The 14,394-nt window shown below is 68.8% G+C and carries 16 protein-coding genes; 10 read left to right on the forward strand and 6 right to left on the reverse strand.

Annotated features, from left to right (window positions below; all coding sequences use genetic code 11):
- On the forward strand, nt 1-810 hold the full coding sequence (hypB, locus tag E0H45_RS31880) for a hydrogenase nickel incorporation protein HypB (protein ID WP_131344337.1): 810 nt from the start codon (nt 1-3) through the stop codon (nt 808-810).
- On the opposite strand, the gene hypE is transcribed toward hypB, so the two are convergent.
- The 5 genes from hypE to E0H45_RS31905 all read right to left on the reverse strand — a co-directional run bounded on the left by hypE (nt 779) and on the right by E0H45_RS31905 (nt 6,141).
- Nucleotides 779-1,870 (reverse strand): hydrogenase expression/formation protein HypE, encoded by a 1,092-nt coding sequence (gene hypE / locus E0H45_RS31885; RefSeq protein ID WP_272949014.1) that lies wholly within the window; start codon nt 1,868-1,870, stop codon nt 779-781. The two genes, hypB and hypE, sit on opposite strands and share 32 nt — an antisense overlap.
- Nucleotides 1,863-2,981 (reverse strand): hydrogenase formation protein HypD, encoded by a 1,119-nt coding sequence (gene hypD, locus E0H45_RS31890; RefSeq protein ID WP_131344339.1) that lies wholly within the window; start codon nt 2,979-2,981, stop codon nt 1,863-1,865. The genes hypE and hypD overlap by 8 nt, the downstream gene beginning before the upstream one ends.
- On the reverse strand, nt 2,978-3,307 hold the full coding sequence (locus E0H45_RS31895; protein ID WP_131344341.1) for a HypC/HybG/HupF family hydrogenase formation chaperone: 330 nt from the start codon (nt 3,305-3,307) through the stop codon (nt 2,978-2,980). The genes hypD and E0H45_RS31895 overlap by 4 nt, the downstream gene beginning before the upstream one ends.
- Nucleotides 3,298-5,568 (reverse strand): carbamoyltransferase HypF, encoded by a 2,271-nt coding sequence (gene hypF / locus E0H45_RS31900; RefSeq protein WP_202872629.1) that lies wholly within the window; start codon nt 5,566-5,568, stop codon nt 3,298-3,300. The genes E0H45_RS31895 and hypF overlap by 10 nt, the downstream gene beginning before the upstream one ends.
- Nucleotides 5,569-5,676: 108 nt before the next feature.
- Complete coding sequence (locus E0H45_RS31905) at nt 5,677-6,141, reverse strand: helix-turn-helix domain-containing protein (RefSeq protein ID WP_131344345.1); 465 nt, start codon at nt 6,139-6,141, stop codon at nt 5,677-5,679.
- A gap of 177 nt (nt 6,142-6,318) precedes the next feature.
- Here E0H45_RS31905 and E0H45_RS31910 point away from each other — a divergent pair, with 177 nt between their 5' ends.
- The 9 genes from E0H45_RS31910 to E0H45_RS31950 are packed head-to-tail and all read left to right on the forward strand — an operon-like array spanning nt 6,319 to nt 14,013.
- Nucleotides 6,319-7,392: an NADH-quinone oxidoreductase subunit B family protein gene (locus tag E0H45_RS31910; protein WP_202872630.1), complete on the forward strand. Its 1,074-nt coding sequence runs from the start codon at nt 6,319-6,321 to the stop codon at nt 7,390-7,392.
- Between the two features lie 3 nt (nt 7,393-7,395).
- Nucleotides 7,396-9,195: a nickel-dependent hydrogenase large subunit gene (locus tag E0H45_RS31915; RefSeq protein WP_131344347.1), complete on the forward strand. Its 1,800-nt coding sequence runs from the start codon at nt 7,396-7,398 to the stop codon at nt 9,193-9,195.
- Between the two features lie 13 nt (nt 9,196-9,208).
- The gene (locus tag E0H45_RS31920; RefSeq protein WP_131344349.1) at nt 9,209-10,048 is read left to right on the forward strand and encodes a NifU family protein; all 840 of its coding nucleotides are present in this window, start codon (nt 9,209-9,211) and stop codon (nt 10,046-10,048) included.
- 59 nt (nt 10,049-10,107) lie between these two features.
- The gene (locus E0H45_RS31925) at nt 10,108-10,713 is read left to right on the forward strand and encodes a DUF5947 family protein (protein WP_165546670.1); all 606 of its coding nucleotides are present in this window, start codon (nt 10,108-10,110) and stop codon (nt 10,711-10,713) included.
- Complete coding sequence (locus E0H45_RS31930; protein ID WP_131344351.1) at nt 10,706-11,338, forward strand: DUF6084 family protein; 633 nt, start codon at nt 10,706-10,708, stop codon at nt 11,336-11,338. The genes E0H45_RS31925 and E0H45_RS31930 overlap by 8 nt, the downstream gene beginning before the upstream one ends.
- On the forward strand, nt 11,335-12,612 hold the full coding sequence (locus E0H45_RS31935) for a hypothetical protein (protein WP_131344353.1): 1,278 nt from the start codon (nt 11,335-11,337) through the stop codon (nt 12,610-12,612). Before E0H45_RS31930 ends, E0H45_RS31935 begins: the two co-directional genes overlap by 4 nt.
- Nucleotides 12,609-13,106: a hydrogenase maturation protease gene (locus tag E0H45_RS31940; protein ID WP_131344355.1), complete on the forward strand. Its 498-nt coding sequence runs from the start codon at nt 12,609-12,611 to the stop codon at nt 13,104-13,106. The genes E0H45_RS31935 and E0H45_RS31940 overlap by 4 nt, the downstream gene beginning before the upstream one ends.
- Nucleotides 13,106-13,324 (forward strand): HypC/HybG/HupF family hydrogenase formation chaperone, encoded by a 219-nt coding sequence (locus tag E0H45_RS31945; RefSeq protein ID WP_131344357.1) that lies wholly within the window; start codon nt 13,106-13,108, stop codon nt 13,322-13,324. The genes E0H45_RS31940 and E0H45_RS31945 overlap by 1 nt, the downstream gene beginning before the upstream one ends.
- Entirely contained in the window at nt 13,321-14,013 is a 693-nt protein-coding gene (locus E0H45_RS31950; RefSeq protein WP_131344359.1) for a DUF6390 family protein, read from the forward strand. The genes E0H45_RS31945 and E0H45_RS31950 overlap by 4 nt, the downstream gene beginning before the upstream one ends.
- Here E0H45_RS31950 and E0H45_RS31955 read toward each other — a convergent pair.
- Nucleotides 13,965-14,366: a helix-turn-helix domain-containing protein gene (locus E0H45_RS31955; protein ID WP_131344361.1), complete on the reverse strand. Its 402-nt coding sequence runs from the start codon at nt 14,364-14,366 to the stop codon at nt 13,965-13,967. The two genes, E0H45_RS31950 and E0H45_RS31955, sit on opposite strands and share 49 nt — an antisense overlap.
- Between the last annotated feature and the right edge of the window lie 28 nt (nt 14,367-14,394).

Below are 14,394 nucleotides of genomic sequence, written 5' to 3' on the forward strand. Positions count from 1 at the left end.
ATGTGCAGCACCTGCGGATGTGGAGGCGAGGACGCCACCACCCGCGTCACCCTGGTCGAAGGCCCCGAGCAGGCCCAACCCCACGGCCACGCGCACCTGCACGACCACCCGCACGATCACGACCATGCGCACGACCACGACCACGCGACCCGGACCGTGCTGCTCGAGCAGGACATCCTCGCGAAGAACGACCTGCTCGCCGCCGCCACCCGGCACCGGCTGGCCGAGCGTTCCATCACCGCGATCAACCTGATGAGCTCCCCCGGCTCCGGCAAGACCACGCTGCTCGAGCGCACCATCACCGATATCGGCGACCGCCGCGAAACCCTCGTCATCGAAGGCGACCAGGAGACCTGGCTGGACGCCCAGCGGATCCGGGCGACCGGCCGGAAGGTCGTGCAGATCAACACCGGCGCCGGCTGTCACCTGGACGCGGAGATGCTCGGCCGCGGCCTGACCGAGCTCGACCCGCCCGACGGCTCACTGGTCTTCGTCGAGAACGTCGGCAACCTGGTGTGCCCGGCCCTGTTCGACCTCGGCGAGTCGGCCCGGGTGGTGATCATCTCGGTCACCGAGGGCGCGGACAAACCGGCGAAGTACCCGTACATGTTCCGCACCGCCGACCTCGTCCTGCTGAACAAGGTCGACCTGCTCCCGTACGTCGACTTCGACGTCGACCTGTGCCTGGACCTGATCCATCGCCTGCAGCCGGACGTCGAGATGCTGCCCGTCTCCGCGACCCGCGGCGACGGCCTCGACGCCTGGCACGAGTGGCTCGCTAACAGATCCGCGGCAACTGTTCTCCAATAGGCGTATCCACCACCCGCGTCGCACCGAACGCCGTCTTCGTCACGACCATCCCGGGATGGGCCTCGACGCACTCGCCGATGATCGCCGCGTCCGCGCCGAGCGGATGCGCCCGCATCGCTGCGAGTACGGCGTCCGCGTCGTCGCGGGCCACGATCGCGAGCAGCTTGCCCTCGTTGGCGACGTACAGCGGATCGAGTCCGAGGAACGAGCAGGCGTTGGCGACCGCTTCGGGCACCGGCAGCTTGCTCTCGGTCAGCTCGACGCCCACCCCGGCCGCCTTGGCGATCTCGTTCAGCGAGGTCGCGACACCACCCCGGGTCGGGTCGCGCAGCGTGTGCAGGTCGAGGCAGACGTCGAGCATCGCCGCGACCAGGCCGTTCAGCGGCGCGCAGTCACTGACCACCTCGGTGCCGAACGAGATGCCCTCGCGCACGCTCATGATCGCGATCCCGTGCACCCCGATCTGACCGCTGACGATGACGACGTCCCCCGGAGCCGCCCGCTGCGGACGGATGTCGACCCCGGCCGGGACCAGCCCGACGCCGGCCGTGTTGATGTAGACGCCGTCCCCGTGACCGGCGTCGACGACCTTGGTGTCGCCGGTCGCGATCGTCACCCCGGCCTGCCGCGCCGCCTCGCCCAGGTCCGCCGCGATCCGGGCGACCACGGACAGCTCGACGCCTTCCTCGAGGATGAACCCGCAGGACAGGTACGCCGCTTGCGCGCCGCTCATCGCGAGGTCGTTGACCGTGCCGTTCACGGCCAGGTGCCCGATGCTGCCGCCCGGGAAGAACAACGGCTGCACCACGAACGAGTCGGTCGAGAACGCGAGCTTGGCCTCGCCGAGCGTGAACACGGCCGAGTCCGTCAGTCCGCCGAGGACCGGGTTGGCGAACGCGGGCACGAAGAGGTGCTCGATCAGCTCACCTGACATCTGTCCGCCGCCCCCGTGGCCCATCACGATGTTCGGGTGATCGCGCAACGGCAGCGGACAGACCCATCCGTCGAAGTTCGGCGGATCGGGCACGGAGGGATCCGGCAACATGACTTGCTCAGCCACCGGTCGTCACCACCTCGGCAGGCTGCTCCAGCCGGCGGTAGAGGTAGTACGCCGCACAGGCGCCCTCACTCGACACCATCGTGGCCCCGAGCGGGTTGCGCGGCGTACAGAGCGTTCCGAACGCCGAGCACTCGTGCGGTTTGATGAGGCCCTGCAGGACCTCACCGCTGCGGCACACGGTCGACTCCTCGGTGACGATGTCGCGCACCTGGAAGCGGTACTCCGCGTCGTACTCGCGGTACCGCTCGGACAGTCGCCAGCCGCTCTGCGGGATCATCCCGATCCCCCGCCAGGACCGGTCGGTCGTCTCGAACACGTCGGCCAGCATCGCCTTCGCGGCCGGGTTGCCCTCGTCCTGGACGGCCCGCCGGTACGCGTTCTCGACCACGTGCTCGCCCTTCTCGAGCTGACTGACCGTGCGCAGGATGCCGGCCAGGATGTCGAGCGGTTCGAACCCGGTGACCACGATCGGTACGCCGTACTTCTCGGCCAGCTCGGGGTACTCCGACGTACCCATCACGCTGCACACGTGGCCGGCGGCGAGGAAGCCCTGGACCCGGCAGCTGGGCGACTGCATGATCGCCTCGATCGCGGGCGGCACCCGGACGTGGGAGACCAGCAGGCTGAAGTTCGGGATGCCGAGCTTCTTGGCCTGGTAGACGGTCATCGCGTTCGGCGGGGCCGTGGTCTCGAAGCCGATGCCGAAGAAGACGACCTCCTTGTCCGGGTTCTGCTGCGCCACCCGGAGCGCGTCGAGCGGCGAGTAGACGACCCGGACGTCACCGCCCTCGCTCTTGATCCGGAACAGGTCGCGGCCGCTGCCGGGCACCCGCAGCATGTCGCCGAACGAGCAGAAGATCACGCCGGGCTGGGCGGCGATCTCGAGTGCCTTGTCGATGATCTCCAGCGGGGTGACGCAGACCGGGCAGCCCGGGCCGTGGATCATCTCGACGCCGTCCGGCAGGAGCTGGTCGATGCCGTGCCGGACGATCGTGTGCGTCTGCCCGCCGCAGACCTCCATCATCGCCCACGGTTTCGTCACCGTGGCGTGGATCTGCTCGACCAGCTTGCCGGCCAGCACCGGATCGCTGAACTCCTCGAGGTACTTCATTGCGCCTCCCTAGAATTCGACTCAGCCCAATCGGTGCCGGGCGGGCGGCGTTCGCCGGCCTGCCGGGCGGCCAGTCCCCACTGGTCGCCGAACTCCTCTTCGAGCGCCCCGAGCTTGCGGTAGAGCTCCAGCGACTGCATCGCCGACTCCTCGTCGAGTCGCTGCAACGCGAACCCGACGTGCACGATGGTGTACTCACCCACCTGCAGATCCGGAAGGTACTCCAGGCAGACGTCCTTCAGCACGCCGCCGAAATCCACCTGGCCCATCCGGGTCCCGTCCTCCTCCCGGATCTCCACGACCTTGCCCGGTACGGCTAGACACATGATGTTTCCCTCCCTGGAAGACGCGCCGCGACGGCCAGCTGACCGAGGGCTAGTCCGGCGTCCGTCGGCGGCACCCGGCGATGCCGCAACACGGTGAACCCGGCCCCGGTCAACGCCCTGGTAGTTGCCGACAGCAACACACTGTTGACGAACACGCCGCCGGACAGGGCGACCGTGGTCAGTCCGTGGGCGGCGCGGACCCGCTCGGCCAGCGTCACCATCAGTTCGGCCAGGCTCTGGTGGAACCGGGCACTCACGACACCCGGTTCCACGCCGGCCAGGACGTCGTACACCACGCCGGCCAGCACCGGCGCCGGATCGATCTCCTCCCCTGTGACCGCGAACTCGTAACCGCCGAGCCGTCGATCTGACGAGACCAGTCCTTCCAGCTCGATCGCGGCCTGCGCTTCGTACCCGGCCCGGTGACAGACCCCGGTCAGCGACGAGACCGCGTCGAACAACCTGCCCATGCTCGACGTCGGAGCACAGGCGATGTCCTTGTCCAGTTGGGTTCTGAGCAGTTCCAGCTCCGGCCCGCCGCACGCCTGCACGGACGGCAGCCGCGGCGCCCACGGAAGACCGGCGGCGCGCAGGTGCGACAACGCCATCCGGCACGGATTACGGACGCCCGCGTCGCCGCCGGGCAACGGCACGTACTTGAGGTGTGCGTACCGCTCGTACCCGTCGTAGGAGGCGAGCAGCACCTCGCCGCCCCACACCGCGCCGTCGTCGCCGTACCCGGTCCCGTCGAAGGCGAACCCGATCACCCGGCCCTGACAGCGGTGCTCGGCCATCACCGCGGCAAGGTGCGCGTGGTGATGCTGTACGCCGACCACCGGCCGCCCGGCCGCGTTCAGCTGAGCCCACTGCCGCGACCGGTACGACGGATGCTTGTCAGTCACGAGCACCTCGGGCCGAACTCCGGTCAACTGCTCGAGGTGCCGCTCGGCCCGCTCGAAGGCCTGCAGCGTCGCAAGATCGTCCATGTCCCCGACATGCGCCGAAAGCCACGCGTAGTGCCCGTCGCCGAGACAGAACGTGTTCTTCAGGTCCCCGCCCACCGCCAGCGCGGGCCGGACCGGGACGGGCAGGTCGATCGGGAACGGCGCATACCCGCGAGACCGCCGTACCGGCAGCTCAGTACCGGCCACGATCCGTACGACGGAGTCGTCGCAGGGCACGTGGATCGGGCGATCGTGCCCGAGCCACGCGTCGGCCAGACCGGCCAGCCGCGTCAGAGCCTCGTCGTCGGCGGTGACGATCGGCTCACCGGACAGGTTGCCGCTCGTCATCACCAGCACACACGGGCCCGGTTGGTCGAACAGCAACTGATGCACCGGCGTGTACGGCAGCATCACCCCGAGGTCGGGGTTGCCGGGGGCAACGGCTTCGGCGACGGCCGCACCAGGCTTGCGCCGGACCAGCACGATCGGGTGCCGGCTGTCGGTGAGCAGTTGCTCATCGGCGGCGTCGACCGTGGCGATCCGCCGGGCCGTGTCCAGATCGGCGGCCATCACCGCGAACGGTTTGTCCCCACGATCCTTGCGCTTCCGCAGGGTGCTCACCACGGCCTGGTCGCCGGCGTCGCAGACCAGATGGAAGCCGCCGAGCCCTTTCACCGCGAGGATCGCACCGTCGATCAGCAGCGCGTGCGCGGCCGCGAGCGCGGCCTCGCCGTACGCCGTCTCGACGCCGGCCTGGACCAACTGCAGCCGCGGACCACACGCGGGGCAGGCGATCGGCTGGGCGTGGAACCTACGGTCGGCCGGATCGGCGTACTCGCGGGCGCAGTCCGGGCAGAGCGGGAAGCCGGCCATCGTGGTGGCCGGCCGGTCGTAGGGCAGGCCGGTGATGATCGTGAAGCGCGGACCGCAGTTGGTGCAGCTGATGAACGGATGCCGATAGCGCCGGTCGGACGGATCGGCGAACTCGGCCAGGCAGTCGGCGCACGTCGCCACATCCGGCGAGACCAGCGTCCGGCCCGATCCGGCCGTCGAGGCCTGGATGACGAACTCGGTCCCTCCCACCGTCGGCAGCGACTGCAGCGTCACGGTCGCGACCATTGCCAGCGGTGGGGCGTCCGTGCGGACGCGGTCGCCGAACGCGGCCACCGCGGCCGCCGGTCCCTCGACCTCGGCGACGACGCCGGCCGCGGTGTTGCCGACCTGGCCGGAAAGCCCGAGTTCGCGCGCCAGCGAGTACACGAACGGGCGGAACCCGACGCCCTGAACGACGCCGGTGACCAGCGCCCGGTTACGCACACGTTCCGGTTCGTTCGTAATGCTCACCCCGCCGGGCGAAAGAAATGGCGAATTCCGCGATCAACGGACAAATCGACCCTAAACCCGCCCAATGGCGCACGCCAGAGATCATGGACCGAAGATCTCGTGCACTCGTCGCAGGTCCCGCAACCGGGGTTCGGTGTCGCCGCGCAACCACCGGCTGATCGTCCGCACCGACACCCCGATCCGCTGCGCGGCGGCCTGCTGGGACAGACCCTGAACCCGTAGTACGCCGTTCAGCCAATCGGCGAACGGTTCCGCGGCCGGCTGCACCCGCCGGATGCCCGCACCGTGCAGCACCTCGACCTCGACGCCGTCAGGGAAGATCCGCACGGTCACGTCGAACACCCCGTCCTTCGGCCCGGCCGCGGCCAGCAGGGCGGACGTGATCGCCTGGTACAGCGCCTGGCGCTCCTCGACCTCGAGGGTGATCGGCTCGAGCGCCTCGCGGACGAACTGCTCGGCGTCCGGCAACGATCCCGGCCTGGCCGGGAAGCTGTGCGACGCCACGACCACGGGCGAGACGAACACCTCGCGATCGGGATCGTCCATTGCACGAGAATACGGTGCGACACTGGCAAAAAAGACCCTCCCGGATTGTCATGGAATCCAGGATTCCCGGATTTCCGGATACCGCCATTAATTGCAGACACATGTGTCTGTCGGACCGGCGAGTACCGACGTACGGTCGGAAAGGCCGGGCGATTTCCCGGCAAGGGAGGGCTGGTCGTGTCCACGACACTGGAGCCGGAACAGGCGCAGACCGAGACTGACGAGGGTGTCGTCCACATCCTCTGGATGAACGGGGGGCTCAGCTGCGACGGTGACTCGGTCGCCCTCACCGCGGCCACCCAGCCCAGCATCGAGGAGATCGTCCTCGGCGCCCTGCCCGGGCTCCCGAAGATCGCGGTGCACTGGCCGTTGATCGACTTCGAGTGCGGCCCGGAGACCGGCGCGGACAACTTCATCGCCTGGTGGCACAAGGCCGACCGCGGTGAGCTGGAACCGTTCGTGCTGGTGGTCGAGGGCTCGATCCCGAACGAGGCGATCCACGACGGCCAGGGCTACTGGGCCGGCTTCGGCAACAACCCGGCCACCGGGCAGCCGATGAAGACGTCCGAGTGGCTGGACCGGCTGGCGCCGAAGGCCACCGCGGTGGTCGCCGTCGGCACCTGCGCGACGTACGGCGGGATCCACGCGATGGCGGGCAACCCGACCGGTGCGATGGGGGTGCCCGACTACCTGGGCTGGAGCTGGAAGTCGAAGGCCGGCCTGCCGATCGTCTGTGTGCCAGGTTGCCCGATCCACCCCGACAACCTGTCCGAGACGCTCGTCTACCTGCTCTACCAGGTGGCCGGTCAGGCCCCGATGATCCCGCTGGACTCCGAGCTCCGACCGCAGTGGCTGTTCGGCCGCACCGTGCACGAGGGCTGCGACCGGGCCGGGTACTACGAGCAGGGCGACTTCGCCAAGGAGTACGGCTCCCCCAAGTGCCTGGTGAAGCTGGGCTGCTGGGGTCCGGTCGTGAACTGCAACGTGCCCAAGCGCGGCTGGATCAACGGCGTCGGCGGCTGCCCGAACGTCGGCGGCATCTGCATCGCCTGCACGATGCCCGGCTTCCCGGACAAGTTCATGCCGTTCATGGACGAACCGTTCGGCAGCAAGGTCTCCACCACCGCGAGCATGGTGTACGGCACCGTGATCCGCAGGTTGCGCAAGTACACCCTGAACCAGAACAACAAGGAACCCAAGTGGCGGCACAAGGGCTCCGAGCTCACCACCGGCTACGAGAAGGTGTGGTAGGCCATGACCGCCACCGATCCCAAACTCAGGCCTACTGACGAGAAGAGCTCCGACGTCGTCGAGATGGCCTGGGACCCGATCACCCGGATCGTCGGCAGCCTGGGCATCTACGCCAACGTGAACTTCAAGTCCAAGACGGTCGAGGAGTGCCACAGCACCTCGTCGATCTTCCGCGGCTACAGCATCTTCATGAAGGGCAAGGACCCGCGCGACGCACACTTCATCACCAGCCGGATCTGCGGGATCTGCGGCGACAACCACGCCACCTGCTCGGTCTACGCGCAGAACATGGCGTACGGCGTCGCGCCGCCACACCTCGGCGAGTGGATCGTGAACCTCGGCGAGGCCGCGGAGTACATGTTCGACCACAACATCTTCCAGGAGAACCTGGTCGGCGTGGACTACTGCGAGCGGATGGTCAAGGAGACCAACCCGAGCGTCCTCGAACTGGCGAACCGGACCGAGGCGCCGCACGCCGGCGACCACGGCTACCGGACCATCGGCGACATCATGCGCTCGCTGAACCCGCTCGAGGGTGAGTTCTACCGCGAGGCACTGCACGTCAGCCGCTACACGCGCGAGATGTTCTGCCTGATGGAGGGCCGGCACGTCCACCCGTCGACGCTCTACCCCGGCGGTGTCGGCACGGTCGCGACGATCCAGCTCTTCACCGACTACCTGACCCGGTTGATGCGCTACATCGAGTTCATGAAGAAGGTCGTGCCGTTGCACGACGATCTGTTCGACTTCTTCTACGAGGCGCTGCCCGGCTACGAGCACGTCGGCGAACGGCGGGTCCTGCTCGGCTGCTGGGGCAGCCTGCAAGACCCGGCGTACTGCGACTTCACCTATCGCAACATGGAGTCCTGGGGCCGGAAGATGTTCGTCACCCCGGGAGTGATCGTCGACGGCAAGCTGGTCACCAACAGCCTGGTCGACATCAACCTCGGCCTGCGGATCCTGCTCGGCAGCTCGTACTACGACGACTGGGTCGACGGCGCGCACGAGAAGTTCGTCGAACGCGACCCGCTCGGCAACCAGATCGACGTCCGGCACCCGTGGAACCAGCACACGTTGCCGAAACCGCAGAAGCGCGACTTCGCAGGGGCGTACAGCTGGACGATGTCGCCGCGCTGGTTCGACGGCACGGACCACCTGGCGCTCGACACCGGCGGCGGCCCGATCGCGCGCCTGTGGTCGACGGCCCTGTCCGGCCTGGTCAACACCGACTACATCCAGGCCACCGGGCACAGTGTGAAGATCCAGCTCCCCCGGACGGCGCTCAAACCGGCCACGGAGTACGAGTGGAAGATCCCGCGGTGGAGCAACGCGCTCGAGCGGAACCGGGCCCGGACCTACTTCCAGGCCTACGCGGCCGCGCTCGCGCTGCACTTCTGCGAGAAGGCGATGGCCGAGGTCAGGGCCGGCCGGACCGACACCTGGACGCCGTTCAAGGTGCCGGACGAGGCGATCTCGTGCGGGTTCACCGAGGCCGTGCGTGGCGTGCTCTCGCACCACATGGTGATCCGCGAGGGCAAGATCGCGAACTACCACCCGTACCCGCCGACGCCGTGGAACGGCAGCGTCCGGGACAGCTACGGGACACCGGGTCCGTACGAGGACGCCGTCCAGAACACGCCGATCTTCGAGGAGAACCCGCCGGACCGGTTCAAGGGCATCGACATCATGCGCGCGGTGCGCAGCTTCGACCCGTGCCTGCCGTGCGGCGTGCACATGTACGTCGGCAACGGCCGGGAGAAGACCCACCTGCACTCCCCGTCCATCGCCGTGAAGCCTTACTGACCCGGGGGATGGCATGGATCGGCACGACGTCCAGGCGCTGAGCGAACGGATCGACGTACTGCTGGACGAGGTCCAGCGCAGCGCCGATCCGGCGCTCACCCGCAAGGTGGAGGAGCTGGTCCGCGCGGTGCTGACACTGCACGGCGCCGGCCTCGAGCAACTGCTGAACCTGCTCGACGAGCCGCAGGTTCGGCAGTTGGTCGGGGACGATCTGGTCGCCGGCCTGCTGCTGCTCCACGATCTCCACCCGGACGACGTCGCGACCCGGATCCAGGGCGCACTGGACTCCGTCCGGCCGTACCTCGGCTCCCACGCCGGCGGCATCGACTACCTCGGCATCGACGACGACGGCGTCGTCCATCTGAGCCTGCAGGGCAGCTGCGAGGGCTGTCCCGGCTCGACCGCCACGGTCCGGCTGACGGTCGAGAACGCCGTCCTCGACGCCGCACCGGAGGCGATCGCGGTGGACGTCGCGGGCATGGTGAAGGAGAAGGAGAACCTGTTGACCATCCAGCCGTTCCGGCCCCATCGGGACAGCTGGCATCGGCTGGATCTGGTCCCACCCCCGGACCAGATCCAGCATCTCTCCGTCGCCGGCCTCGACGTGCTCGTGGCCAATCTCGCCGGCACGTACTTCGCCTACCGCAACACCTGCCCGATGTGCTCGTCCGGCCTGCACCACGGCCGGTTGAACGGCGACCGGTTGACCTGTCCACGCTGCACGGCGGAGTACGACGTACGCCTGGCCGGGCGGGCACTCACGCCCGAAGGGGCCCCGCCGCTCGAAGCACTGCCACTGCTGCCGGAAGGTTCCGGCTGGAAGATCGCCGTCCCGGGGGTGCAGCCGGCGTGAGGCCACGGTCGACCCTGCGTTCACTGGCGCGATCCAAACCCCTGCCGGCTGTCGATCCGGTGGCGGTCCTTCGCGAATTCACCGGCGGCGTCCGCGAGCAACTGGCTCCGGGTGAGCAGTGCGAGATGTGCGCCGTACCGATCGGTCCCCAGCACTCACACCTGGCCGACATCCAGGACCACCGGCTGCTGTGCGCCTGCCGGGCCTGCTACCTGCTGTTCACCGACGGCGGCGCGTCGCACGGACACTACCGCGTGGTCCCCGAGAACTATCGGTCCAACGCGGACTTCACGCTGTCACCCGCACAGTGGGACGCGATGGGAATCCCGGTCAACCTGGCGTTCCTCTTCTACCAGTCCGATCAGGGCCGGTACGTCGCCTTCTACCCGAGCCCGGGTGGCGCCACCGAGTCGCTGCTCGACCTGGCCGGCTGGAACGAGGTCGTGGCCGGCGATCCTCAGTTGCAGAAGCTGGTCCCGGACGTCGAGGCCGTGCTGCTGCGACGGATCGACGACACGTTCGAGTGCCACCTGGTCCCGATCGACGCGTGCTACGAGCTGGTCGGGATCGTGCGCCAGTACTGGGAAGGCTTCGCCGGCGGCGAGGAAGTCTGGCAGCGGATCGACGCGTTCTTCGCCGGCATCCAGGAGCGCAGCCGTGGTTGACCTGGACTTCACCTGCACCGGGTCCGAGGCCGATCGGTACGCCGCGACCCCGTCGATCCGGATGCGCCTGCGGATCGAAGAGACGACCGGTACGCCGGTGCACGCGCTGGCGTTGCGCTGCCAGATCAGGATCGAGCCGATCCGTCGCCGGTACACCGACGAGGAAGCCGAAGGACTGGCCGACCTGTTCGGCGACCAGTCCCGCTGGGGCGAGACGCTGAAGCCGCTGCAACTCGCGTTCGTCACCCAGATGGTCCCCGGCTTCGCCGAGGCCACGGAGGTCGACCTCAACCTGCCGTGCAGCTACGACTTCGACGTCGCCGCCCACAAGTACCTGTACGCCGTCCGAGAGCACGGCGTACCGCTGTTGCTGCTGTTCAACGGGACCATCTTCACCGGCAGCCCCGGCACCCTCTCGGTGACACCGGTCGCCTGGCAGAAGGAGACGACGTACTCGCTGCCGGTGGCCGTGTGGCGGGAGGCGATGGACCAGCACTTCCCGGGTGCCGCGTGGCTGCGGCTGCGCCAGGACACCTTCGACCTGCTGTACCGCTACCGCACGCGGGAAGCGTTGCCCGGCTGGGACGACGCGATCGGGCGACTCCTGAAGGAACAGCTGGAATGAACAGGTACGACGCCGTCCAGGAAATCGCGGACGCGCTGTTGTTCGAGGGTTATGTGCTCTACCCGTACCGCGCCTCGGACGGAAAGAACCGGGTCCGTTGGCAGTTCGGCGTGCTGATGCCGCCGGACTACTCGCTCGTGGATCCGTCCGAGCGGTCCTGGTCGCAGACCGAGGCCCTGCTCGACGGCGACAAGGCGCTGATCCGGGTGCGGTTGCGCTTCCTGCAGGCGCAGAGCCGGGAGGTCCTCGATGCCGACCGGGTCCTGGTCACGTCGCTGGAGACCGAGGATGCGACGTACCGGCCGTGGGACGAGGCGGTGGTGCGCACTGTCGACCTCGCCACGAACGTGTACAGGTTCCCCCGGGAGGTGACGTTCAAGCTGCCCGGCGGCACCGACGTCGAAGCCGTCGGCACGGCCGGCTTCCTGCGCCGCACCAGGCTCCCGATCACCGGGACCGTGACCCTGACCGTCGAAACGCTGCCGGGCCCGTACAACGTGGCCCGGATCCGGGTCCGGGTCGAGAACACCACTCCGGACGGCAGCTCGGAGCGCGTCGGAGCTCTCCGGCAGGCGCTGATCGCCCACCACGTCATGGTCGCCGCCGACGGCAGCCGGTTCATCTCGCAGCTGGATCCCCCCGAATGGGCCAGAGGCTTCGCGGGCGAGTGCGAGAACATCGGCCTCTATCCGGTGCTGGCCGGCGACCTGCTGCTGTCCTCGCCGATCATCCTGTACGACCACCCGACGATCGCGCCGGAGAGCCAGGGCGACCTGTTCGACGCCACCGAGATCGACGAGATCCTCAGCCTGCGCACGATGACGCTGACCGACGAGGAGAAGCGCGAGGTCCGCGGCACCGACCCACGGGCGGCCGAACTGCTGGACCGGGTCGACACGATGCCGCCGGAGTTCCTCGACCGGCTGCACGGAACCATCCGCTACCTGCGCAAGGTGACCGAACCGCCGCCGGCCGACCAGCCGTGGTGGGATCCGGGCAACGACAGCACGGTCTCGCCGGAGACGGACACCGTCCAGGTCGGCGAAGTTGCCGTGGGCAACGGTACGCGGGTCCGGCTGCGGCCCGGGATCCGGCGGGCGGACGCGCAGGACATGTTCCTGACCGGCCGCTTCGGCACGGTGGTCGCCGTTCTGTCCGACGTCGACGGCGACACCCATGTCGCGGTCGCCCTGGACGGCGAGGAGGGCGAGGTGCAGCGGTCCCACGGCCGCTACCTGTACTTCAGCCCGGACGAATTGGAGCCGGTCACATGACTGTTCTGGTCGCCGGATTGGGCAACATCTTCAGCTCCGACGACGGATTCGGCGTCGCGGCCGTCGACGAGCTGTCCAGGCGGTCCCTGCCGGCCGAGGTCGAGGTGCGGGACTTCGGGATCCGCGGCATCCACCTGGCCTATCAACTGCTGGAACCGTACGACCTCGTCGTGCTGGTCGACGCGGTCCAGCGGGGCGGTCCGCCCGGCACGGTCTACCTGATCGAGGCCGAGCCGGGCGCCGAACCCGGCCAGGACGTCACGATGGACGCCCACGACCTCGGACCGGACGCTGTGCTCTCGCTTGTGCCGCGACTTGGTGGCACCGTGGGACCTGTGGTGGTGGTCGGTTGCGAACCGGCCTGTATCGACGCCGGGATCGGACTCTCAGCGGCCGTGCAGGACGCGGTCGGGACCGCCGTACAGATGGTGATCGACGTGGTCACCGGACAGCTCGCCGGCCCGCCGGTCGGCGCGACAGAGCGGGAGAGCTGATGTGCCTGGGCATTCCCGGCCGGGTGGTCGACTGCCTGGACGGCGCGGACCTCGGCCGGGTCGAGGTGGCGGGCGTCGTCCGCGACATCAACCTGTCGCTGCTCGACAGCCCGGTCGCGCCCGGTGAGTACGTGCTGATCCACAGTGGCTTCGCACTCGAGCGGATGTCGCGGGAGCGGGCCGCGGACGCGCTCGCGTTCTTCGGGGCCGACCTGTGAACGGCTCGGCGCTGTTCCTCCGGTACGCGTACGCGCCCAACCTGCTCGGGTACTGCGGGCCTGCCGACACCGGTGCCCTGCTCGAGTTCGGCGCTCCGGGCCGCGCCGGCACCGGCTTCCGCGCGCTGGCCAAGCAGTTCGAGGGCGCCTGGCCACAGTTGCGGACGATCGCCGCGGCCACCGGTACGGCGGACCCACTCGACGGCGAGGTGGTCGAGGCCTACTGGATCGGCAATCGCCTGCTGGACCGGGCCGGCGACGCCGAGGGCGGCCTTCCCCATCACAGCTTCCAGGTGTTCTGCCTGTATCCGTGGGCCAACCTGCTGCTCGACGAGCGCCGTACCGAGCACGCGCTGCAGGTGCTCGACCAATGCCGGATCCGGTGGGGACGGGTGATCACGGTCAGCGCCGACCAGGTCGTCGCGGAATCGCGGCCGCTGGTGTGGGACGGCACGCGACTCACCCTCGGCGTGCCCTGCCGGGAGACGGTGAACCGGGGGTTCGACGGCGTGAGCCTGATCGGTCCCCTGCACCCGGGCGACTGGGTGTCGATGCACTGGAACTGGGTCTGCGACCGGCTGACCACTGCCCAATTGGTTGCCTTACGCCACTATTCGGCGTACCACCTGGGACTGGTCAATCAGCGTCTGGGCGGCCGGGCCGGGACGTCCGGGCCGAGGATCCAGTGAGCGTCCGGCCGGCTGACGACACCTGGTGAGTTCAGCACCGCGGGTCGCGCGACCGGGCGGTTGTCCAGCACTCCGGAGCGATCGGGCTCCCAGCGGGCCGGGTCGTCGGTGAGGCCGAGCAGGTAGGTGACGGTGCAGTCGAGTGCGCCGGCCAGCTCCGGCAGGCGGACGACGTCGACGCCGGCTCCGTGCTCGAAACTCGACAGTGTCTTGTTGGTGGTCCTGATCCCCCGCCGCGCCAGCCGGCTGACCAGCTGCTTCTGTGTCAGCCCGAGCTGCAACCGTCGCGCGCGCAATCGACCACTGACGACCAGATGCCGGTCGACGGCGAGGTCGCTGCGATCCTCGAACATGGGCTACCCCCTGCAAACACGATCCCAA

The organism is Kribbella soli (assembly GCF_004331345.1).
Classification (GTDB): Bacteria; Actinomycetota; Actinomycetes; order Propionibacteriales; family Kribbellaceae; genus Kribbella; species Kribbella soli.

Excerpts from the sequence above, each read along its gene's own strand:
- E0H45_RS31895 (WP_131344341.1), bottom strand. The coding sequence starts at position 3,307 with ATGTGTCTAGCCGTACCGGGCAAGGTCGTGGAGATCCGGGAGGAGGAC.
- E0H45_RS31945 (WP_131344357.1), top strand. The coding sequence starts at position 13,106 with ATGTGCCTGGGCATTCCCGGCCGGGTGGTCGACTGCCTGGACGGCGCG.
- E0H45_RS31955 (WP_131344361.1), bottom strand. The coding sequence starts at position 14,366 with ATGTTCGAGGATCGCAGCGACCTCGCCGTCGACCGGCATCTGGTCGTC.
- E0H45_RS31940 (WP_131344355.1), top strand. The coding sequence starts at position 12,609 with ATGACTGTTCTGGTCGCCGGATTGGGCAACATCTTCAGCTCCGACGAC.
- E0H45_RS31915 (WP_131344347.1), top strand. The coding sequence starts at position 7,396 with ATGACCGCCACCGATCCCAAACTCAGGCCTACTGACGAGAAGAGCTCC.
- E0H45_RS31905 (WP_131344345.1), bottom strand. The coding sequence starts at position 6,141 with ATGGACGATCCCGATCGCGAGGTGTTCGTCTCGCCCGTGGTCGTGGCG.
- hypD (WP_131344339.1), bottom strand. The coding sequence starts at position 2,981 with ATGAAGTACCTCGAGGAGTTCAGCGATCCGGTGCTGGCCGGCAAGCTG.
- hypB (WP_131344337.1), top strand. The coding sequence starts at position 1 with ATGTGCAGCACCTGCGGATGTGGAGGCGAGGACGCCACCACCCGCGTC.
- E0H45_RS31935 (WP_131344353.1), top strand. The coding sequence starts at position 11,335 with ATGAACAGGTACGACGCCGTCCAGGAAATCGCGGACGCGCTGTTGTTC.
- E0H45_RS31920 (WP_131344349.1), top strand. The coding sequence starts at position 9,209 with ATGGATCGGCACGACGTCCAGGCGCTGAGCGAACGGATCGACGTACTG.